Genomic DNA, 20,564 nt, shown 5'->3' on the forward strand with positions numbered 1-20,564 from the left:
GCAGCTGGGTCCGGTGGGTCAGGTGCTGGCCGGGCCGCAGATGGGCTGTGATGTGGAGTTCTGGCAGGACGGGGCCGATGTGCTGGCCGGTCCTGAGGCGGAGGCGGAGCTGGCGAGGGTGTCGCCGCAGGCGTCGGCCGATGTGCTGGCGGATTCGCTGGTCGCCCCGCGCCGCAACCGCATCGCGGACGTCCTGCCGGCCGACGAGCGGAAGCCCGCGACGGTGACGGTCCGGGGTCGTGATGTCCCGACGCTGGAGGCGTTCACCGTGACGACGGTGGACGACGTGACGTTCCCCGTCGACGTCGTCTACACCTGGGTCGACGGCGAGGACCCGGAACTGCGGGCCAAGCGCGAGCGGTATTCCGCCGGATCGGATGCCGGCATCGCGGCGCGGGAGGTCGGCGAGTCCCGGTACACCAGCCATGACGAGCTGAAGTACTCCCTGCGGTCACTGCAGATGTACGCCGACTTCGTGCGGCACGTGTACATCGTCACCGACGGCCAGACTCCGGAGTGGCTGGACACCGAGGCGCCCGGCGTGACGGTCGTCGACCACAAGGACATCTTCCCCGAGGGGGTGCTGCCCGTCTTCAACTCGCACGCCATCGAGACGCGGCTGCACCACATCCCGGGGCTGTCCGACCACTACCTCTACTTCAACGACGACGTCTTCGTCGGACGCCCCGTCACCCCGCAGCACTTCTTCTACGGCAACGGCATCGCCCGTATCCCGGTCTCGCCCTACCAGATAGGGGTGGGCGCCCCGCATCCCATGGCATCCGCCCCGAACTCCGCCGGCAGGAACGTGCGCGGGCATCTCCTGAAGACGTTCGGGCGCTCCATCACGTACAAGTTCCTCCACACCCCGCATCCGCAGCTGCGGGACGTCATGAACGACCTGGAGCGCGACTACCCGGAGGCCATGGCGCAGACGATGCGCTCGAAGTTCCGCTCCATCGACGACGTGGCGCCGGCGACCTCCTTCCATCACCATATGGCGATGCTGACGGGCAGGGCCGTACCCGAGAAGTTCAGGTATCGCTACGTCGATGTGGGGAAGCCCCACATGGAGAAGCGGATGGAAGATCTGAAGGAGCGGCGCGGTTATGACTTCTTCTGCCTGAACGACGTGGACACGGAACCTAACCGACGGGAATACGTGCGCGCTTACGTCCGTGATTTCCTGGATTGGTACTTCCCCTGCCCGAGCAGCTTCGAACGCGCTTGACGGGCACGTACTCACGTCAAGGAACCCCGTTCTGCCGGGGCGTTCACGAGAGCCGCATCGTCCGTGAGGCGCGGCGTACCCGGGGTCGGTGCGTTCTCGTTCGGTGAGCCGCCGCACCGCTTCGGCCGGGTGCGGGTGCCGCGAACGTGTTCCGGGAGACCGCGGGACGTTGAAGACGCCGACCGTCGCTGCGGACGCACCGCTGCCCGGGTGCGGCCGGACACCTGGCGGAAGCGGCAGGTCCTCACGGCATCGACCGCGGTGAGGTCCCGCGGTCGATGACCACACCCCCGCCGTGGGACGTGTTCGAGCCACACATAAGATCTTGGCGCTCTTACGAAATCTTCACGTTCTCGTCAGGCGGAGAAGTGCTGCCCGGATCCGTTCGGTCGTGGCCACCTCCACCGCTGTGCGTCGGCCGCGCGGTCGAACGACCGCGGTCCACCACAATCCTCCCTTCCTCCAGTTGGTGCAGATGATAAAGAGACTGTGCGGCGTGGGCATAGCCATCGCCATCGGAGTCCTCATCACGGTGAACGTGCCGTCGATACAGACGTCCTCGGCCGCGAAGGCGGGGCGGAACGTCCTGCCGCTGGGCCCCTCCGACCTGGCCGAGACCCGCATCACGCGGACCCTGCAGCCGGGCGTCACCCTCACCCGCATCGTCCGCGGCGGCAAGGATCCGGCGCTCCGCTGGACGGTCGAGGTCGCCGTTCCGGGCGGTGACACCTCACCGGACCCCGACGCGCCGCCGACCGTCCTGAAGGACAGGGCGAGCGCCGAGGAGTGGGCCGCCGACCTGGAGCTGGACGGTTTCCGGGCTCGGGCCGAGGAGGTGAGGACACCGAAGGTGGCCGACTACGCCGGAGGCACGCTGGGATGGCGGGTCCGCGTCGGGTCGTTCGGCTCGGAGTCCGCCGCGATGTCCGAGCGGGCACGGTTGAAGGCGGCCGGCTACCCGGGGGCCGTCGTGTACACGGGCTGGGACGGTGATTCCGCGGCCAGGGGCCCGTGGCGCGTCGACGTCCTCACCATCGACCCGCGCCGGTTCCGCGGGAGTCTCCGGGCGTCGTACGGCCCGGACCTGGAGAACCGGGAGACGACCAGCGAGCTGGCGAACGCGGCCGGTGCCACCGCGGCGGTCAACGCCGGGTTCTTCGTCTTCGATCCCCGAGCGGGCGCGCCCGGAGAACCGGCCGGCACGGGTGTGTACGACGGGCGCCTGCTGAGTGAGCCGGTGAGGGGGCGGCCCAGTCTGGTGGTCCACGCCGACGGGCAGGGCACGGAGGTCACCCGGTTCACGTGGCAGGGGAGTGTCGACGGCCCGGACACCTCGCTGCGTCTGAGCGGCGTCAACCGCGTCCCGGGTCTGATCCGCAACTGCGGCGGATCCACGGGCGACATCCCGACCTCGCTGCCGCTGCACGACGTGACCTGCAGCAACGTCGACGAACTCGTCGCCTTCACGTCCGCCTACGGTCAGCGCACGCCGCGGGGCGAAGGGCTGGAGGCCGTGCTGGACGCCCAGGACATCGTCGTCGAGCTGCGCTCACCGCGCGGCGGAGTGCTCCCGCCGGGCGGCAGATCGGTCCAGGCGACCGGTCGCCGCGTCACCGAACTGGCGGGCCTCGCGCGGATCGGCGAGAACCTGCGCGTCACGACGACCCTGCTGGACCCCGAGGGGCGCCCGTTCTCGCCCTCTCCGGGGACCGACGTCCTGAACGCCGGCCCGGAACTGGTCCGCGACGGACGGCTCCACATCACCCCCGCCACCGACGGCATGGTGAACGAGGACGACCCCAGTTCCTACTACGGCTGGGTACACAAGCGGAGCCCGCGCACGCTGGCCGGGGTGGACGCGTCCGGCCGCACCGTGCTGATCACCGCCGACGGGCGCGGCGCCGACGCCCTCGGGCTCAGCATCGGCGAGAGCGCCGAGGTCGCCAAGGCGCTCGGGCTGCGCGACGCGGTCAGCCTCGACGGCGGCGGCTCGACCACGATGGTGATCGACGGCGCGGTGCTCAACGCCCCGTCCAACGCCACCGGTGAACGACCCGTGGGCGACGCCCTGCTGATTCTGCCCCGCAGGGACTGACCTGTTCGTCCGGCCCGGTCGGTCCGGACCGCCCGTGCGACGACGCACGGCGACGGACAGCAGGGCCGACGGCCACGACGCTTCTCCGCCGCAGTCCGCCGCCGCCACGGCCCGCACCACGTGATCGCCCGCCGGTGCGGCAGGACCCGTGCCGGCGGGCCCGCCGTCGCCGCTCGCCCGCCGCGTCCGCTAGGCCAGGTGCCCGGGCCGTTCCGGCACGGAGTGGAGGGGTGCCGGCGGGATCCGCGCCGGCACCGACTGCTCCTGTCGTGGAGCGGGGACCTCCGCGGCCGACCGCCCGGTCATCCGCGCCCTGTGCGTCCCGGCCGCCGTGCACAGGGCGCGCACGGCCGCGGCGAAGCGTTCCTGGGAGGAGGGCTCGTCCGGGCCCAGCAGCCGCAGTCTCAGGTCCGCGCGCGCCTGCGCCAGACCGTCCTTCTCCGGATTCCGGACCGCTTCCAGCAGGGCCGGCACCCCGGCCGCGTCCGGTGTCAGCACCGTCGCCGCGGCCACCGTCGGGAACGCCGCGCGGAACGCCTCCTCGGGCAGGTCGCCGGTGTTCACCACCGCGTACGGCTTGCCGCTCGCCAGAAAGTCGCTGATCACGCTCGATACGTCGCTGATCAGCAGGTCGGCGACGTTGAAGCAGGAGTACAGCGCGGGCCGGGAGTCCGTGACGATCCGGTGTTCCCACTCGGGCAGCGAGGCCCAGTACGCCTCCTCCCAGGCCGCCGACGCCCGCGCCACCCCTTCCGCCCGGCCCGGTTCGGGGGCGGACTGGGCCAGCATCCGCTCGACCTGGTCCGCGCCCGCCCGGAATCCGGCCGCGGTGAGCCGGCCCCACCCCGCGCCGGGGTGGGCGGCTTCCCCCGGCGGAGCGGGGTGTGGCCCGGACCGTGCCCGGCCGGCCGAGCGGATCAGGTCCCGGATGCGGCGGTCCGCGGCGCCCGCCCGCGGGTCCACCGAGCCGGTCAGCGGGTGTGGTTTGTACAGCAGCCGCAGGCCCGGGTCCGCGAGCAGTGCCCGTACCAGGTTCTCGCCGGCCGCGACGACCGAGGTGTTCCCGGGGTTGCCGTCCCAGCCCTCCCAGGTGGGCGCGTACAGCACGGTGACGCGGCGCCCGTCGGCGGCCGCGCCGCGGTTCCCGGCCGGTGGGCCCGAGTACGGCCGTACGACACCGAGCTGGGGCCGGCCGACCTCCACCACGTCCTTGTCCTCGACCCCGACCTCCGCCAGCGCGTACCGATCACGTGCCGCCGGACCGGCCACCCACACCTCGTCGTACGCCTTCGCGTACGGATTGCACGACGACAGCTTGTCGCTCTCGCCGTGGTTGACGAAGGCGTGCTTGATCGTGGGGATGCGCAGCACCTGCGAGGTCTTCCCGGAGTTGGAGGGGTGGAGGAGGACCCGGAGGGTGGAGTGTTCCAGGCGCATCAGCGTGGACACCTTCGGCAGGCACACGACCGGGAGGTCGGTCGCCGCGATCCGCTGCACCATCGACCGCTCCCGCAGCACGATCAGTGCCCGTTCCTCCAGCCGTGCGAGAGGCTCCAGCCACATGTTGGCCTGGTACGCCGAGGACTCCCCGCCCGAGAAGTACAGGCCGACGGTGGGCCGGTACTCCGCCAGCCACGCCTCGAACCAGTCGAGCACCTCCTGCTCGCCCGCCGGCCGGCGCCCCGGCAGCAACCGCAGCAGCAGTGCCACCAGGCCGGCCAGCGCCAGGGCCAGGGAGAGCGCGAGGCCGGCCGCGCCGTACACCGGCGCGCCGGTGGCCGCCGTGGTCAGCAGCCCGGCCGTCGACGGCAGCCCGAAGACGGTCAGCCGGTGACCGGGGTGGCGCAGCGGCACGGGCGGGGCCGGGGACAGCCGCAGCGCCGAGGCGTCGATGTTCCGGGTCACCACGGGCAGCGTCCGGGTGCGCCGGACCAGGACCGACGCCGCCTGGATCGCCCAGTGCAGCCCGTAGAAGGCGAGCAGGCCGGCGACGAGCGGGGCGTACACCGCCTCCCGGTGCTGCTCGCCGAGCCGCAGCAGGCCCACCACGAGCAGCAGGTCCCGCAGGACGTGGCGGACGGTGCTGTCCGCGTGCGCCTTGGCGAGCAGGGCCAGCACATCCCGCCGCCACCGGTACAGCGCGCCCTCGGCGGTCATCGACACGACGGTCGCGGTGAGGAGCAGTGGTACGTGCGGCAGGAGCGCCGCCACCGTCTGTGTGACCAGGGCGAGGGCGAGAACGGCGGCCATCAGCCCGTCTCGGAGGAGCGGGCGGGGGAGAGGTACGGGCACTGCGGTCACTCCAGGATCGTCGCGGGGCGTGCGCCGGGTTAACGCCGGCCGACCGCCGGACGACACGCGGGTGTCCCGGAACGTCCCGGCCGGCGCCCGATGTGCGGTACGGGCCTGTCCCGGAGCCTGGACCGCCGGGCGTCCTTCGCTCCGCTTCGCGTAGATTGCCTGGCGGGTGAAGGGTTCGACGGTTCGGCGTGAGGGGACGTGCGGCAAGGTGGCAGGGGCAAGGCGGGCCGTGGGCGAGGCGCACAGGATCGTCGTCAAGGTCGGCTCCTCGTCGCTGACCACCGCGTCGGGCGGTCTGGACGCCGACCGGGTGGACGCGCTCGTCGATGTGCTCGCCAAGGTGAGAAGCGCGGAGCGGGAGGTCGTCCTCGTCTCCTCCGGTGCCATCGCCGCCGGCCTCGCCCCGCTGGGCCTGCGCCGCCGCCCCACGGACCTGGCCCGTCAGCAGGCCGCCGCGAGTGTCGGCCAGGGGCTCCTGGTCGCCCGCTACACCGCCTCCTTCGCCCGCTACGGCGTCCGGGTCGGCCAGGTGCTGCTCACCAGCGACGACATGAGCCGCCGCGCCCACCACCGCAACGCCTCCCGCACCCTCGACAAACTGCTGGCGATGGGTGCTCTGCCGGTCGTCAACGAGAACGACACCGTCGCCACCGACGAGATCCGTTTCGGCGACAACGACCGGCTCGCGGCCCTCGTCGCCCACCTGGTCCGTGCCGACCTGCTGGTGCTGCTGTCCGACGTGGACGGCGTCTACGACGGTGACCCCGCCCGCCCCGGCACCGCACGGGTGGCGGAGGTCAGGGGCCCCGGGGACCTCGCCCATGTGGAGATCGGCAGCGCCGGGAAGGCGGGCGTCGGCACCGGTGGCATGGTCACCAAGGTCGAGGCGGCGCGGATCGCCGCCGCGGCCGGAGTCCAGGTGGTGCTGACCAGCGCCGTGCACGCCGCCGACGCGCTCGGCGGCGGTGACACCGGCACCTACTTCCACCCCACCGGGCGCCGCTCCGCCGACCGGCTGCTCTGGCTGCAGCACGCCTCCACCCCGCAGGGCTCCATCACCCTGGACGACGGTGCCGTGCGCGCGGTCGTGCAGGGCCGCAAGTCGCTGCTGCCGGCCGGGATCTGCGGTGTCGAGGGCGAGTTCAGCGCGGGCGACCCGGTCGAACTGCGCGACCGCGCGGGCCGTGCGGTGGCCCGGGGGCTGGTCAACTTCGACGCGAAGGAGATCCCCCTCCTGATCGGCCGCTCCACCCATGAGCTCGCCCGCGCTCTCGGCCCGGGGTACGAACGCGAGGTCGTACACAGGGACGATCTGGTGGTTCTGCTTCCGTAATATGACGGAACGTCCGCCCTCGGTGGTGGACGTTCCGCAAAACCGCCCCACGATCCGCGGCGGCCTGCTCAACTTTGTGGCAGGGACAAGCCCGCCCGACCCCCGGGCGGTCCGCGTGTGAAGGAGGCCGTCGTGAGACGAGTGCGCCCTGGGACGACGGCGTCCCGCGGTGGTCCCGGCTCCCGTGCGTCCGGCGACGAGCGCGCCCTGACCAGCGTCGCGGCCGGGGACCGGTTCCCGGGCGGCGCGTCCCGCGACCTCCCGCGGCTGTGGCACGTCACCCTCAGCGTCTCCGGTGAGTCCGCCCCGGTCGCGGAGGTCCGCAGGGCCCTGGAACAGCTCGCCCACGACCACCCCTTCCTGCTGACCAGCCGCTACGCCGAGGACCACGCGGAGATCCGCTACTGGGAGGAGGCCCGCGACCTGCACGACGCGGCCGCCGTGGCACTGCGCCTGTGGGGCGAGCACCGGCAGACGGCGGGCCTGCCGCCGTGGGAGATCGTCGGCCTGGAGGTCATCGACCGGCCGACCTACCACCAGCGGGTCGCCGCGGGGTACGGACCGGCCCTGGCCACCCCCGTCGGTGTCCATCCCTTTTGAACCCGTGTCTCATGGTTCGGGATGACGGCCGACGGCGTCCGCCGCCCGCACTACCCTTCCCCCATGACCACGCTCTCGCCGTACGACTCGATGTCCCCGGTCAACCAGGCCGCCTACCGGGCCAAGGGTGCCGCGGCCACGCTCGCCCCGCTGCCGCGTGCCGTCAAGGACGACGCGCTGCTCGCCGTCGCGGACGCGCTGGAGGTCCGCACGAGCGAGATCGTCGAGGCCAACGCCCAGGATGTGGCGAAGGCCCGGGAGGCAGGCATCAGCGAGGGCATGATCGACCGGCTCACGCTCACCCCTGAGCGGGTGCGGGCCATCGCCGCCGACGTACGGGACGTGGCCACGCTGCCCGACCCCGTCGGCGAGATCGTGCGCGGCTCCACCCTGCCGAACGGCATCGACCTGCGACAGGTCCGGGTGCCGCTGGGCGTCGTCGGGATCATCTACGAGGGCCGGCCCAACGTGACGGTCGACGCCGCCGCCCTCTGCCTGAAGTCCGGCAACGCGGTCCTGCTGCGCGGCTCCTCCTCCGCGTACCGGTCGAACACCGCGCTGGTGCGGGTGCTGCGCGACGCCGTGGGCGGTGCCGGACTGCCCGCCGACGCCGTGCAGCTGGTCCCCGGTGAGAGCCGCGACAGCGTGCGCGAGCTGATGCGGGCCCGGGGCCTGGTCGACGTGCTCATCCCGCGCGGCGGCGCCTCGCTGATCAACACGGTCGTCCAGGAGTCCGTCGTCCCGGTCATCGAGACCGGTACCGGCAACTGCCACGTGTACGTCGACGCGCAGGCCGACCTCGACATGGCCGTGGAGATCCTGGTCAACTCCAAGGCCCAGCGGGTGGGCGTGTGCAACGCCGCCGAGACCCTCCTGGTCCACCAGGACATCGCCGCCGAGTTCCTGCCGCGCGCCCTGGACGCCCTGGCCGGCGCCGGGGTGACCGTGCACGCCGACGAACGCGTGATGGCGTACGCCAAGGACTCCCGTGCCTCCGTCGTGGAGGCCACCACGGACGACTGGGAGACCGAGTACCTCTCCCTCGACATCGCCGCCGCCGTCGTCGACTCACTCGACCGGGCCGTCGAACACATCCGGCTGTGGACGTCCGGCCACACCGAGGCCATCGTCACCACCTCGCAGGCGGCCGCCCGCCGCTTCACCCAGCTGGTGGACTCCACCACGGTGGCGGTGAACGCCTCCACACGCTTCACCGACGGCGGCCAGTTCGGCTTCGGAGCGGAGATCGGCATCTCCACGCAGAAGCTGCACGCCCGCGGCCCGATGGGCCTGCCCGAGCTGACCAGCACCAAGTACATCGTCACCGGCGACGGACACGTACGGCGCTGAAACCGCACGGGGCCCCGCGGCCCGCCGGGGCCGGTGTCCCGGCAGATGGATGAATTTCCCTGCCGTCTGCCCAAAACGACCCCCCAGGTCTAGTCTGGACGTGTGCCGGAGGACGTGGGGGGCACGCCGTCCCCTGACGGCTGGGAGCCCGACGACGACCACGACCGCGGGGTGTCGGACGAAGAGTTCGCCTCCGTGGTCTTCGACGAGGATTTCGTCCGCGCGGCCGAGGTGCACGAGCCGACCGCCGTGGAGCGCCTCCTGGCCGCCGCCCGGGCCAGAGCCGAGGCATCCGAGGCCGCGGCCCGCCGGGCCCGCGCGCGCGGCGAGCGCCACGACGGGTACGGCGGCTACCGGGGCGGCCCCGGTGACGACCCGGACGGCGACGCCGACGCCCTGGAGGACGACTACGGCTCCCCGGGCCCGTACGGCAGGCAGGTGCGCTGGCACCGGCCCGTCGCCTGGATGCTCGCCCTGGTGATGGGCGTCGGCATGGTCGCGCTGGCCTTCTCGGCCGTCTACCGGGGCGGCTCCGCGGGCCGCCAGGACCCGGTCCCGCCGCCCGCCTCCACCGGCGTGGAGCAGGGCGGGGCGGCGCCCTCCGCGTCCGCCGACTACTCCCGGCCGGCCGTCCCGGTGATCCCGGGCGGGAGCCCCTGAGACCGCCCGGCCGCCCGTGGCCGGCTTGGGTGTCCGCCCGGGTGTCCGTCTGGTGGGAACCTGTCAGAACTTGAGGCGGGGCCGGGCGTTTACCGTGCCCTCCCCTGACCCACTCTGAACATATGGGAGGGCCTTCGGACCCGCCCGAGGGGACGCCCGAGGGAGCCCCCGGAGGTGGAGAGGACGCATACAGGTCCGTCGTCTTCGACGAGTCCTTCGTCCGTGCTGCCCGGCTGCAGGAGTACTCGGCCCGCGAGCGCATCACCGACCACACCCCCGCCGTACGCCGCAGCCCGCCCCGGCGCCTGCCGGGCCTGTCCCGGCAGGCCCTGGTCCTGGTGCTGCTGATCGCGGTGGCCTTCGGCACCGCCGTCTACATGGGCGTACGCCACCCTTACCGGGCGCCCGCCGGGGAGCGGCCCGCCGAGCCCCTGCGGATGACCGTCGTCCCGCTCGCCCCGCGGGGCGAGGTACCCGGCACCGCGGACGTCGAACGGCTGTACGCGAACAGTCCGGCGGCGCGGTTCCGTACCGGGGCCCAGGGGGTACCGCTGCCGGCCTCCCGCAGCACCGAGCACTTCTCCGCCGACCAGGTGGTGACCGCCCTGCTCACGGCGAAGGACTACCTCGTACGGTCCGCCCTCGACCCGGGCGTGCTCACCGGCGGCGAGACCCGCCCCGTGCGGGTGCTGCTCGACTCCGGACAGTTGGACCAGTTCGACCGGAGCCTCGAGCGGCCGGCCGCCGACGGGAGACACGCGTCCACCGGATGGCTGGTCCGCTTCGATCCCGCCCGGGTGGAGCTGGCCGACGACGGGGTCAGGGTCCGGGGCACCATGCAGGCCGAGGAGACCGATCCGGCCACCCTCGAGGTGACGACCGACCACACCTTCGCGTACGCGCTGCGGCCCGCCGGTGCCGGACGGGACGACCCGGCGTCGCTGTTCACCGTCCGCCGCGAGCTGCGATTCCGCTTCGACCGCGACGACCTGCGCCTGCACCGGGCGGAACTCGTCGTCGCCGATGTCCGGGCCGGACCGCTCTCCTGCGCCCAGGACACGGCCGGGCGGCTGCGCCCGCTGCTCGCCGGCCAGACGGCGCGGGAGAGCGGCCCCGCCGGCACCGACCCCTACGCCACGGGCAGCCCCCCGGCTCTGTGCGGCTCCCTGGCGACGGGGGCTCAGCCGAGCCTGTGAGCGGCCTGCTCCCAACCGGCGGACGGCCCCCGAGGGCGCGGAGGCCCTCAGGCGCCGTCGCGCGGAGGCTGCCCGCCGCCGTTCCCGTTGTCCCTGCCGTCGGTGCCGTCGGTGCCGTCCGACTCCGACGGTCCGCCCGGCTCCCGCGGCCCGGCCTTCGGCCCCGGGGCCGCGAAGCCGCCGAAGCCGCGGCGGACCCGGCCGCCCAGGTCACCGGCCCCGCCCGCGATGTCGTTGACCAGCTTCATCAGCGGGTCCTTGGAGTTCTTCACCTCACCGGCGTAGCTGGTCGCCGACTCCCGCCAGGAGTCCCGGACCGAGGCGTCCTTGTCCTCGTCGCGGCGCGGGTAGTGGCCGTCCATGATCCGCTGGTGGTCACGGGAGGCCTCCCACTTCTTCAGCTCGGCGGCCCGCACGGTGGTGAACGGGTGCGAGCGGGGCAGCACGTTGAGGATCTTCAGCACGGAATCGCGCAGGTCGCCCCCGGCCTCGTACTCCTCGGCCTGCTCCAGGAACGCGTCCACGTTCATCTCGTGCAGATGGTTGCCGCCCGCGATCTTCATCAGACCGCGCATCGAGGCCTGCAGATCCTGGCCGACCAGCAGCCCCGCGCGGTCCGCGGAGAGTTCCGACTTGCGGAACCACTCGCGCAGCGCGGTCACGATCGCCATGATCGCGACGTTCCCGAGGGGGATCCAGGCGACCCGGACCGCCAGCGACGTCAGGAACAGCAGGACCGTCCGGTACACCGCGTGCCCGGACAGCGCGTGTCCGACCTCGTGCCCGACGACCGCCCGCATCTCCTCCTCGTCGAGCAGCTCCACCAGCCCCGTGGTCACCACGATGATCGGCTCGTCCAGACCGATGCACATGGCGTTCGGGTTCGGGTCCTGCTTGACGTACATCGACGGGACCTTCTCCAGGTCCAGGATGTAGCAGGCGTCCCGCAGCATGTCGTTGAGATGGGCGAACTGCCGGTCCGAGACCCGTACCGAGTCGGACAGGAACAGCAGCCGCAGACTGCGCTCGGGCAGCAGACCGCTGAGCGCCTTGAAGACCGTGTCGAAGCCGCTCAGCTTTCGCAGCGCCACCAGCGCGGAGCGGTCGGCCGGATGCTCGTACGCGCGCGAGGAGATCCCGGGGAAGCGCCTGCGCTGCCTGCTCGGCACGCTCTCGTGCCCGTTGTGCTGATGATCGTCGGACATGTTTCCCCCAGGTGCGGATGAGTGACTCGGGCGGGCCGTCTTCGCTTCCCCGCGGCGGGGCCCAGCCTAGGCGGAGATACCCGGGAGGGGCAGTGCGGACGCCGGCACGGGCGGGCGGGTGCGCGGATGATGCTCCGGATCATCCTGATCGTGATGATGGTGGGCGGTGTGCTCACCGCGTGGTTCCTGTTGCGCGGCTACAGCCGGAAGGACGACGGGGAGCCGGGCATGGTTGCCTGCCCCGGAGGGTCCCGGACGGTGCCCGCGCCCGGAACGGCGGAGTCGGCGTGATCGTCGCGGAGGCGCCCGCATACGATGAGCGGACGTCTTTATCCCGCCCACACGCGATAGGTACTGCCGAAGATGAGCTTCCACAGCACCGCTGCCCAGTTGGTCACTCTCGCCGCCGAGGGCGGGGAGCACGGAGGCAACCACGAGAGCCTCAACCCCTACCTCACCGGAGGCGGAGCGCTGTTCGTCCTGCTGCTCCTGCTGTGGATCACCACCCGCTTCAACCGGGACCGCTGACCCGCGTCGGAGCGCCCGGCAGGGCGGTGGCGGACGGGGCGCCCGGACCGTGCCGGTAGGGTCTGCACGCATGGGAGAGCAGGACATGCCTACCGGCCCCGGCAGCGGCCCGGCCGAGCAGGGAAAGCGCCGTCTGGGTGTGATGGGCGGCACCTTCGACCCGATCCACCACGGGCACCTCGTGGCGGCCAGCGAGGTGGCCACGCGGTTCCACCTGGACGAGGTGGTCTTCGTCCCCACCGGCCAGCCGTGGCAGAAGAGCCACCGCGCGGTCTCCGCCGCCGAGGACCGCTATCTGCTGACGGTCATCGCGACCGTCGAGAACCCGCAGTTCTCGGTGAGCCGTATCGACATCGACCGCGGCGGTCCCACCTACACCGTGGACACCCTGCGCGATCTGCGCGCCCTGAACCCGGACACGGACCTGTTCTTCATCACCGGCGCCGACGCCCTGGCCCAGATCCTCACCTGGCGCGACAGCGAGGAACTGTTCTCCCTGGCGCACTTCATCGGCGTGACCCGGCCCGGCCACCATCTGACCGACGCCGGACTCCCCGAGGGCGGTGTGTCCCTGGTGGAGGTCCCCGCCCTCGCCATCTCCTCGACGGACTGCCGTGCGAGAGTCGCCAAGGGAGAACCCGTCTGGTACCTGGTGCCGGACGGCGTCGTGCGCTACATCGACAAGCGCGAGCTGTACCGCGGCGAGTGATCCGAGAGGGGCACCGGTGAACGACCGATACGACGCGGGATACGGGGGCGGCGCCCCGTACGAGATCGTCGGCTACGACGAGTACGGCCGGCCTGTCTACGGCCAGGCGACGGACCAGCAGGGCGGACAGTCCCAGCAGTCCCAGCAGTACGACACGTATCAGCAGCAGGGGCAGCAGGGGCAGCAGGGGCAGCAGGGGCAGCAGGGCTATGGCTACGACCCGTACGCCACGGGCGGGCACCAGCAGCCGTCGTACGACCCCTACGCGACCGGAGCCCCGCAGCAGCCGCAGGCGCCCTCCTACGACTCGTACGGCTCCTACGACCCGTACGGTGCCCAGCAGGGCGGCCCCGGCCCGACGGCCCCGTACGACCCCTACGGGCAGAGCGCGCACTCCGGCACCGGGCAGCAGCCCCGGGTCGCCGAGCAGACCGCGCACATCCCGCAGCAGGGCGGCCCGGTCGACGAGTACGAGGAGCAGACGGCGGACGGGCCCGGCCGGGAGTACCACACCGAGCAGTTCGCCTTCGTCGAGGAGCCCGACGGGGACTCCGAGGACGTCATCGACTGGCTGGCGTTCACCGAGAACCGCACCGAGCGGCGCGAGGAGGCCCGGCGGCGCGCGCGCAGCCGGATCGTCGCCCTGGTCGTGGTCTTCGCCCTGGTCGCGGCCGGCGGCGTCGGCTACCTCTGGTACGCGGGGAAGCTGCCCGGACTGTCCTCGGGTGAGGAGGAGGCCGCCACGACGGCCGCGGGCGCCCAGAAGCGGGACGTGCTCGTCGTCCACCTGCACGACACCGAGGGGGGCGGCACCGCGACCGCCCTGCTCGTCGACAACACCACCACCAAGCAGGGCACCACGGTCCTGCTGCCCAACTCCCTGGCCCTGACCGCCGACGACGGCACCACCACGCTCGCCAAGTCGGTCGACGACGACGGTTCCGAGGGCACCCGGACCGCCCTCGACACCGTCCTCGGCACCGACATCGAGGGCACCTGGCGCCTGGACACTCCCTTTCTGCTGACCCTGGTCGACCTCGTCGGCAACATCGAGGTCGACACCGACACCGACGTGCCCGACCCGGACGCCGGGAAGAAGGGCGAGGCGCCGCTGGTCAGGAAGGGGAAGAACCAGACCCTCAGCGGCAAGGCCGCCGTCGCCTACGCCACCCACCGCGGCTCCGGCGAGGCCCAGAACGCCCAGCTGGAGCGGTTCGGGCAGGTCCTGCACGGCGTCCTGCGCAAGATGACCTCCGACCCGGACGCCGCCACCCTCACCATCCAGACCCTCGGGCAGATCATCGAGCCGCCGCTGACCGACAAGGACCTCGGCGCCTTCCTCGCCCGGCTCTCCGACCTGGCCAAGGGCGGCGACCACAAGACCGCCGTACTGCCCGTGCAGGACGACGGCACGCTCACCGCGGAGGCGAGTGACAGCGTGGTCAAGGACGTCCTCGGCGGCACCGCCAAGAGCCCCGACCCGGACGCCGCCGTCAGCGTCTCCGTGCGCAACGCCACCGGCGCCGAGAACCGTACCGAGCAGGCCCGCGTGGTCCTCCTCAACGGCGGCTTCGCCTTCCGGGAGGCGGGCACCGCCGCCTCGGAGGCGACCTCGGAGGTCGTCTACGCGGACGCCGCCGACAAGGCGAACGCCGTCGAGGTCGCCAAGACCCTGGGCCTGCCCGCCGACTCCGTCAGCAAGGGCAGAACCTCCGCCAACGCCCGTGTCTCGGTCGTCCTCGGCCAGGACTACGACCCCGGCTCGTAGCGGCGCGGGGCGCGCCGGTCCGCAGGGGCCCGGCGTGCCCCGCGCGGCCGTCTCGGCCGCTCCGCGTGACGGGCCCGGCGCACCCCGCGTAAAGACGTGGGGTGTGTCCGGCGGTCCGTGAGACCCTTGAGGGCAAACGACCACCGAGCGAAAGCCTTGTAGTGACCGCAACCGACCGTTCCATCGAGCTCGTCCGAACCGCCGCCCAGGCGGCCGCCGACAAGCTCGCGCACGACATCGTCGCTTATGACGTCAGTGACGTGCTGTCCATCACCGACGCCTTCCTGCTGGCCTCCGCACCCAACGACCGCCAGGTCAAGTCGATCGTCGACGAGATCGAGGAGCGGCTCGGCAAGGAGCTCGGCATCAAGCCGGTCCGCCGGGAGGGCGACCGCGAGGCCCGCTGGGTGCTGCTCGACTACGTCGACATCGTCGTCCACGTCCAGCACAGCGAGGAGCGCGTCTTCTACGCCCTGGAGCGGCTGTGGAAGGACTGCCCCGAGCTGGATCTGCCCGGGGACGCCACGGCCACCCGGGGCAAGGCCGCCGAGCACGCCAGGCAGCAGGAGGCCGGGGAGGCGGTGCAGCCGGGCGGTGACTGGCGGTGAGCGCGACCGGTGAGGTGGGCGGATCCGGACGCCGGGGCCGCCGCGTCATCCTGTGGCGGCACGGCCAGACGTCCTGGAACCTGGAGCGCCGCTTCCAGGGCTCCACGGACGTCGAACTCACCGAAACCGGTGTCGCCCAGGCCCGCCGGGCAGCCCGTCTCCTCGCGGGCCTCAGGCCCGACGCCATCGTCGCCTCCGACCTGAAGCGGGCCGCCGCGACCGCGGCCGAGCTGGCCGCGCTGACCGGCCTGGAGGTCACCCACGACGAGGCCCTGCGGGAGACCTACGCGGGCGTCTGGCAGGGACTGACGCACGACGAGATCATCGCCAGGTTCGGCGACGAGTACACCGCGTGGAAGCGCGGTGAAGCGGTCCGCCGGGGCGGAGGCGAACTGGAGACCGAGGTAGCCGACCGCGCCGCCCCCGTGGTGCTGCGGCACGTCGACAAGCTTCCGGTGGACGGCACGCTCGTCGTGGTCAGCCACGGCGGCACGATCCGCACCACCATCGGCCGGCTGCTCGGCCTCGATCCGCACCACTGGGAGAGCCTGGGCGGGCTCACCAACTGCTGCTGGTCCGTCCTCGGCGAGGGTGCCCGCGGCTGGCGTCTGACGGAGCACAACGCCGGCACCCTGCCGGAAGCCGTGCTCGGCGACGACGACTGAGGCCCCGCGATCCGGCCCCGGCGGGCCCCGGGACCCGGATTTCACTTTCCGGCAGGACGCAGGCTAAAGTTCTTCTTGTTCGCCCCGCCGAGCGGGACCCGGACACCGGGAAGCCGCACCACAGGGCGACCAGGGGCTATAGCTCAGTTGGTAGAGCGCCTGCATGGCATGCAGGAGGTCAGGAGTTCAATTCTCCTTAGCTCCACATGACGAAGATCCCGTCTCCCTCCCAGGAGGCGGGATTTTTCGTTGTCCGCCGATGAGCAGGACGGCCCCATCAGGCGTATACCTCTGCGAGGCGTCGAGCCGTGTCCCGACCGGTACCACGGCGTCGCTGACCGTATTGGCCCGGTCGTGGCAGAATCAAACGACCGGAAGGGGGCGCGGCCCGACGGGAGGGAGTTGTGATGCCTGGGAGCATCCGCGAGGAGGTCGACCACCTTCTCGCAGCGGTGTCGACCCGACGGACCTCGACCAGGCTCAGCTGCCCTTCCTGCGGTTCCGCGCATGTCGCCCAGGTGCTCGGGGACAACGGCGGGATCTCCTACGTGTGCACGGCCTGCGGCCACAGCTGGAGCTGATCGATGGGTGCACACAGGCGGAAATGCGACTGGTGCGGCAGCGGCACGCCCATCGTCCGCGACATGGAGCCGATCAATCCCGACTACCAGTACTGGTGCGAGGAATGCGCCCGGGCGCTGATCATAAAAGGCGACCCCATCGAGACGTACCGCGAACTCGAGGGGGAGCCGATCTACGGGCGGCTGCTGGAGGAGCACTGCACCCTCAAGCGCTTCTATTCGTTCGTGACCGCTTGACCGCTTGACCGCTTGACCGCTTGACCGGCGGTGTGTTCTCCATGAGGGCATTTCGGACATGCGCGAGTGCGGTGAAACCGATTTGGTGTTGGGCCGGGTCGACCGTGTAAAGTTGGCGTCGCCGCGGGGGAAACCCCGCGGAGCGGTGCGAGGGGCTATAGCTCAGTTGGTAGAGCGCCTGCATGGCATGCAGGAGGTCAGGAGTTCAATTCTCCTTAGCTCCACAGAAGTCGAGGGCGGACCATCCGAACGGGTGGTCCGCCCTCGNCCGTGCCGCCCGGAGGCGGGCGGCACGGCGGACCCGCTTCCTCAGCGGCCCAGAGCCCGTCGGCCGCGCCCCTGGGAGAGCACCGGCAGATTGCGTGACGGCGCCTTGGCCTGCGGCGCCCCCTCCTCGATGCGCAGGGCCAGCGCCGGGCAGCGGCGCACCGCGCGCAGCGCCTTGGCCTCCGCGAAGCGGGGAACCTGCGCCTGAGCCACCGTCGGGAAGCCGTCCGCGCCGAGCTGGAAGACCTCCGGGAGGATGTCGGCGCACAGGCCGTGGCCCCGGCACAGCGTCCAGTCGACGAAGATCTTCTGGCGGCTGGGGCCGTTCTCCTCGCCTCCGCCGCCCGGGATGCCCGTAGGAGCTCTGCCCCCCTCGAAGAGCGGCAGCACGCCCGCCACGGGCCGTCCGCAGCCGTTGCCGAGGACATGGGCGGCGAGGTCGTCGGTGAACGCCTTGACGGTCGACTCCAGGAACATCGCGGAGCCGTCCGGATGCGAACACGCGCCGCGCCGCTTCACGTTCTTGGCGACCTGCTTGACCGCCTCCAGGGCGGCGGGACCGCCGCCGTTGAGAATGTCCTCCAGACCGCGCGCCGCGGCCGGCAGCCCCAGATAGCAGGGACCGCACTGCCCGGCGCTCTCCTCCGCCAGCCACTGGGCGACCCGCAGCGACTCGCCCAGCGGACAGGTGTCCTGACTGATCGGCAGAATCGCCCCGGCGCCGAGCGCACCGCCCACCGCGTCCAGCGAGTTGCGGGAGACGATCGCCTCGTTGACGGTGGCCGCGTCGATCCACTTGCCGTGGTAGCCGCCCGTCAGTACTCCCTGGGGCACCGGCGGGGCACCGGCGAGCTGGAGGATGTAGCGCAGCGGCACCCCCGTCGGAGCCTCGATGACCATGGGGCGGGCCACCGCACCGGACACCGTGAGCATCACGGTGCCCGGCTCGTCGTACAGGCCGGTGTTGCAGTAGCGCTCCGGGCCGATACGGGCGGCGATGGCGAGCTGGGCGAAGGTCTCGGCGTTGGACAGCAGCGTGGGAGCGCCGCCGACGCCGTTCTTCGAGGCGCTGGTCTTGCGGCCCGGCGGGATCGCCGGACCGCCGTCGATCGAGCGGATCAGGGAGGCCGCCGCACCGGTGACCATACGGACCGGGTTGCGCTGCACGCGGGCGCGCAGCGCGGAGCGGCGGCCGTTGTTCAGGCCGCGTTCGGCCAGCGCGGCCTCCATGGAGCGCTGGGTCGACTCCCGGGTGACCCCCACCACGAGCGTGCGGGCACCCATGGCCTCGGCGCACAGCAGCGCGCCGTCCAGGATGAGATGCGGGGCACGGTTGATCATCACCGTGTCCTTGCGGCAGGCCGGTTCGTCCTCACTGCCGTTGACGACGACGACCGGCCGGACACCGCGCTTGATCGCCGTCTCGGCGACCGAGCGCAGCTTCTTGTGGAAGGGGAAGCCCGCGCCGCCGCGCCCCCTGAGGTTGATGCGTTCGGCGAGCTGCGCGAGCTGCTCTCCGCCCAGCGGCTCGAGCGGCCCGTGCACCTTCAGGTGCATGGGCAGATCGAGCCGGTCCACAAGGTCGAAGCCCGACGTGAGCTGGGGAAGGCCGACCACGCGGACCTCGGGTACGTCGGGCAGGGCCTCGTTCACTGGCGACCTCCGGGGGTGCCCCCGGCTTCAGCCGGAGGATCAATCGGGTTCCTGCGGGGCGGGGAAGGACATGAGTCTTCGCCCCGAAAGGGACAGACCGCCGGCCCGGTGAGGCCGGCCGGCTGTCGTGCGTCGCGAGAAGCGAATACGCGCAACTCTTCCATCCTGAGGGCGACCGGGCGGGTTCCGTCCCGGCCGGTGTGATGAGCGTCAGACTCGATGGCCGGCTGGGTGGGTGGACAGCCTGAGCCAGGAATCCCCTGCTGTTGTCGGGGGAGGGGTCAATTGAAACCTCCGGAGGGCGTGTTCCAAGGTTCGCCCGAACCCGGTGCGTCGAAGTCATAGGACGGCGACGGCGACGCACCGGGGGGTGGATCAGTGGCGGGACCGCTGTTGTACGTGTCACCCGGGTTGTACGTGCCGTAGAGGCCGTTCGTCTCACCGGTGTCGTACACATCACTTGAACCGAAGCCGGAGCCGACCGAATTGTCATAGGCCGGGATGTTGTATCCGGTGTCATTGAGGGGGTCGTACGCCGAGGGCGGGGCCTCGCCGACCGGTGGCGGGGACGGGATCGGCCAGTTGCCCGAGGTGCTGGAGGGGCCGTCCACGCGCGGGATGGCCTCCGTGGGCTGCATGCCGAGCGGCATCTCCATGCGGGCGGTCGCGTCGGTGAGGGGGGTCTGGCCCGGTGGTGTGGCGGGAGCGGAGACCGCGCGGTAGGCGGCCGCGAAGCCGTTCGCCGGCTCCGGGGCCGGCACGCGTTCGGCGGTCTCGTAGAGCGGGGACTCCGCGCTCTCGTACCGCGGACGCTCCCCGCGCGGGCGCCGCTCGTCCCGCTCGGAGCCGCGCCCGCCGTCGTATCCGGGCTGGGCGGACCCGGCTGCCCGCGACCGGCTCTCCTCCAGCTGCTCGCGGTCCCGCTGGTCGGCGGCACCGAGCAGCTCGGTGAGCCGGTCGGCGATTCTGCGCTTGACGCGGGGCGGGGAGGCACGCAGCGAGAGCGCGCCCATGACGCCGAGCAGGGACAGGCCGTAGAGGACCATGAACAGCGGTTTCGCGGCTCGACCCGCGTAGAGGCCGTGCACCAGCGCGGCGCACCAGGCCGGGTAGGCCAGCATGTGCATCGCCCGCCAGCGGGCCGCGACCGGCGCCGGGGAGGCGAAGCGGTTGCGCAGGACGCCGGTGATGCCCACGAAGATCATCAGCATGCCGGCGAGGGTGCCGAGTCCGATGAGGAACGCCCGGCCGGTGACGGCCTCGTCGTCGGTGAGGAGGAGCCCGAAGGGGATCACCGCGGCGATCCACGTGGTGTGCTCCTGGCCCACCTTGATGCCGATGTGCACCAGCAGGAAGACGATCGCGGCGACCGCGGTGGAGCGGTGCACCGCCTGGGCCAGGATCCGCTGGCGCGGGCCGAGCAGGATCCGGTCCTGGGCGATGAGTCCCCAGATCACCGAGCAGCTGAGGCAGACGAGCGACAGCACGCCCACACCGAAACTGAGGAACTCGGCGAGCCAGTCGTCCGCCGTGCTGTCGTCCGGTCTCACGGCCTGCCTCCCGACGTCACGACGCGG

At 72.1% G+C, this 20,564-nt stretch carries 19 protein-coding genes and 2 tRNA genes; 17 read left to right on the top strand and 4 right to left on the bottom strand.

Annotated elements, in window-relative coordinates:
- Together HTV45_RS26365 and HTV45_RS26370 are read left to right on the top strand one after the other, a co-directional pair.
- Positions 1 to 1,231: stealth family protein (locus HTV45_RS26365; protein WP_215208389.1), on the top strand; the 1,231-nt coding region annotated here is incomplete at its 5' end.
- Between the two features lie 475 nt (positions 1,232 to 1,706).
- Positions 1,707 to 3,326 carry a phosphodiester glycosidase family protein gene (locus tag HTV45_RS26370; protein WP_215208390.1) on the top strand — a complete coding sequence of 540 codons (1,620 nt, stop codon included), beginning with the start codon at positions 1,707 to 1,709 and terminating at the stop codon, positions 3,324 to 3,326.
- 189 nt (positions 3,327 to 3,515) lie between these two features.
- Here the strand turns inward: HTV45_RS26370 and HTV45_RS26375 are convergent, their stop codons facing one another.
- Positions 3,516 to 5,576, bottom strand: a complete 2,061-nt coding sequence (locus HTV45_RS26375; RefSeq protein WP_251692800.1) for a hypothetical protein — start codon at positions 5,574 to 5,576, stop codon at positions 3,516 to 3,518.
- Between the two features lie 259 nt (positions 5,577 to 5,835).
- Between HTV45_RS26375 and proB the strand changes: the two genes are divergently transcribed.
- The 5 genes from proB (at position 5,836) to HTV45_RS26400 (ending at position 10,766) form a co-directional block, all read left to right on the top strand.
- Positions 5,836 to 6,960 (top strand): glutamate 5-kinase, encoded by a 1,125-nt coding sequence (gene proB, locus HTV45_RS26380; protein ID WP_215208391.1) that lies wholly within the window; start codon positions 5,836 to 5,838, stop codon positions 6,958 to 6,960.
- 132 nt (positions 6,961 to 7,092) lie between these two features.
- Positions 7,093 to 7,560 (top strand): hypothetical protein, encoded by a 468-nt coding sequence (locus HTV45_RS26385; protein WP_215208392.1) that lies wholly within the window; start codon positions 7,093 to 7,095, stop codon positions 7,558 to 7,560.
- Positions 7,561 to 7,623: 63 nt separating this feature from the next.
- A complete protein-coding gene (locus HTV45_RS26390) occupies positions 7,624 to 8,910 on the top strand; it encodes a glutamate-5-semialdehyde dehydrogenase (RefSeq protein ID WP_215208393.1) in 1,287 nt (428 codons plus the stop codon).
- Positions 8,911 to 9,012: 102 nt separating this feature from the next.
- The gene (locus HTV45_RS26395; RefSeq protein ID WP_215208394.1) at positions 9,013 to 9,570 is read left to right on the top strand and encodes a hypothetical protein; all 558 of its coding nucleotides are present in this window, start codon (positions 9,013 to 9,015) and stop codon (positions 9,568 to 9,570) included.
- Between the two features lie 122 nt (positions 9,571 to 9,692).
- On the top strand, positions 9,693 to 10,766 hold the full coding sequence (locus HTV45_RS26400; protein ID WP_215208395.1) for a hypothetical protein: 1,074 nt from the start codon (positions 9,693 to 9,695) through the stop codon (positions 10,764 to 10,766).
- A 47-nt stretch (positions 10,767 to 10,813) separates the two neighbouring features.
- Here the strand turns inward: HTV45_RS26400 and HTV45_RS26405 are convergent, their stop codons facing one another.
- Complete coding sequence (locus tag HTV45_RS26405; protein WP_215208396.1) at positions 10,814 to 11,971, bottom strand: M48 family metallopeptidase; 1,158 nt, start codon at positions 11,969 to 11,971, stop codon at positions 10,814 to 10,816.
- 126 nt (positions 11,972 to 12,097) lie between these two features.
- Here HTV45_RS26405 and HTV45_RS26410 point away from each other — a divergent pair, with 126 nt between their 5' ends.
- From HTV45_RS26410 to HTV45_RS26455, 10 genes are all read left to right on the top strand, one after another.
- Entirely contained in the window at positions 12,098 to 12,262 is a 165-nt protein-coding gene (locus tag HTV45_RS26410; RefSeq protein WP_215208560.1) for a hypothetical protein, read from the top strand.
- Between the two features lie 72 nt (positions 12,263 to 12,334).
- Complete coding sequence (locus HTV45_RS26415; protein ID WP_215208397.1) at positions 12,335 to 12,499, top strand: hypothetical protein; 165 nt, start codon at positions 12,335 to 12,337, stop codon at positions 12,497 to 12,499.
- Positions 12,500 to 12,569: 70 nt separating this feature from the next.
- Positions 12,570 to 13,208: a nicotinate-nucleotide adenylyltransferase gene (nadD, locus tag HTV45_RS26420; protein WP_215208398.1), complete on the top strand. Its 639-nt coding sequence runs from the start codon at positions 12,570 to 12,572 to the stop codon at positions 13,206 to 13,208.
- A 16-nt stretch (positions 13,209 to 13,224) separates the two neighbouring features.
- Positions 13,225 to 14,976 (top strand): LCP family protein, encoded by a 1,752-nt coding sequence (locus tag HTV45_RS26425; protein WP_215208399.1) that lies wholly within the window; start codon positions 13,225 to 13,227, stop codon positions 14,974 to 14,976.
- 161 nt (positions 14,977 to 15,137) lie between these two features.
- Positions 15,138 to 15,584, top strand: coding sequence for a ribosome silencing factor (gene rsfS, locus HTV45_RS26430; RefSeq protein ID WP_215208400.1), 447 nt, complete (start codon positions 15,138 to 15,140; stop codon positions 15,582 to 15,584).
- Positions 15,575 to 16,249 carry a histidine phosphatase family protein gene (locus HTV45_RS26435; RefSeq protein ID WP_215208546.1) on the top strand — a complete coding sequence of 225 codons (675 nt, stop codon included), beginning with the start codon at positions 15,575 to 15,577 and terminating at the stop codon, positions 16,247 to 16,249. The genes rsfS and HTV45_RS26435 overlap by 10 nt, the downstream gene beginning before the upstream one ends.
- Positions 16,250 to 16,381: 132 nt before the next feature.
- Positions 16,382 to 16,454 (top strand) — tRNA-Ala (locus tag HTV45_RS26440).
- 202 nt (positions 16,455 to 16,656) lie between these two features.
- Positions 16,657 to 16,830 carry a hypothetical protein gene (locus tag HTV45_RS26445; protein ID WP_215208401.1) on the top strand — a complete coding sequence of 58 codons (174 nt, stop codon included), beginning with the start codon at positions 16,657 to 16,659 and terminating at the stop codon, positions 16,828 to 16,830.
- Positions 16,831 to 16,833: 3 nt separating this feature from the next.
- Positions 16,834 to 17,067, top strand: a complete 234-nt coding sequence (locus HTV45_RS26450; protein WP_006136074.1) for a hypothetical protein — start codon at positions 16,834 to 16,836, stop codon at positions 17,065 to 17,067.
- A 151-nt stretch (positions 17,068 to 17,218) separates the two neighbouring features.
- Positions 17,219 to 17,291: transfer RNA gene (locus HTV45_RS26455), tRNA-Ala, on the top strand.
- Positions 17,292 to 17,376: 85 nt separating this feature from the next.
- On the opposite strand, the gene HTV45_RS26460 is transcribed toward HTV45_RS26455, so the two are convergent.
- Together HTV45_RS26460 and HTV45_RS26465 are read right to left on the bottom strand one after the other, a co-directional pair.
- Positions 17,377 to 18,987: an NADH-quinone oxidoreductase subunit NuoF family protein gene (locus HTV45_RS26460; protein WP_215208402.1), complete on the bottom strand. Its 1,611-nt coding sequence runs from the start codon at positions 18,985 to 18,987 to the stop codon at positions 17,377 to 17,379.
- A 281-nt stretch (positions 18,988 to 19,268) separates the two neighbouring features.
- Positions 19,269 to 20,537, bottom strand: a complete 1,269-nt coding sequence (locus HTV45_RS26465; RefSeq protein WP_215208403.1) for a ferric reductase-like transmembrane domain-containing protein — start codon at positions 20,535 to 20,537, stop codon at positions 19,269 to 19,271.
- Between the last annotated feature and the right edge of the window lie 27 nt (positions 20,538 to 20,564).

The organism is Streptomyces sp. CHD11 (assembly GCF_018638295.1).
GTDB lineage: Bacteria > Actinomycetota > Actinomycetes > Streptomycetales > Streptomycetaceae > Streptomyces.

What these genes read in the sequence shown, in the direction of transcription:
- nadD (WP_215208398.1), top strand. Translation starts at nt 12,570, where the DNA reads ATGGGAGAGCAGGACATGCCTACCGGCCCCGGCAGCGGCCCGGCCGAG.
- HTV45_RS26410 (WP_215208560.1), top strand. Translation starts at nt 12,098, where the DNA reads ATGATGCTCCGGATCATCCTGATCGTGATGATGGTGGGCGGTGTGCTC.
- HTV45_RS26400 (WP_215208395.1), top strand. Translation starts at nt 9,693, where the DNA reads ATGGGAGGGCCTTCGGACCCGCCCGAGGGGACGCCCGAGGGAGCCCCC.
- HTV45_RS26370 (WP_215208390.1), top strand. Translation starts at nt 1,707, where the DNA reads ATGATAAAGAGACTGTGCGGCGTGGGCATAGCCATCGCCATCGGAGTC.
- HTV45_RS26375 (WP_251692800.1), bottom strand. Translation starts at nt 5,576, where the DNA reads ATGGCCGCCGTTCTCGCCCTCGCCCTGGTCACACAGACGGTGGCGGCG.
- HTV45_RS26390 (WP_215208393.1), top strand. Translation starts at nt 7,624, where the DNA reads ATGACCACGCTCTCGCCGTACGACTCGATGTCCCCGGTCAACCAGGCC.
- HTV45_RS26415 (WP_215208397.1), top strand. Translation starts at nt 12,335, where the DNA reads ATGAGCTTCCACAGCACCGCTGCCCAGTTGGTCACTCTCGCCGCCGAG.
- HTV45_RS26450 (WP_006136074.1), top strand. Translation starts at nt 16,834, where the DNA reads ATGGGTGCACACAGGCGGAAATGCGACTGGTGCGGCAGCGGCACGCCC.
- HTV45_RS26405 (WP_215208396.1), bottom strand. Translation starts at nt 11,971, where the DNA reads ATGTCCGACGATCATCAGCACAACGGGCACGAGAGCGTGCCGAGCAGG.
- HTV45_RS26445 (WP_215208401.1), top strand. Translation starts at nt 16,657, where the DNA reads ATGCCTGGGAGCATCCGCGAGGAGGTCGACCACCTTCTCGCAGCGGTG.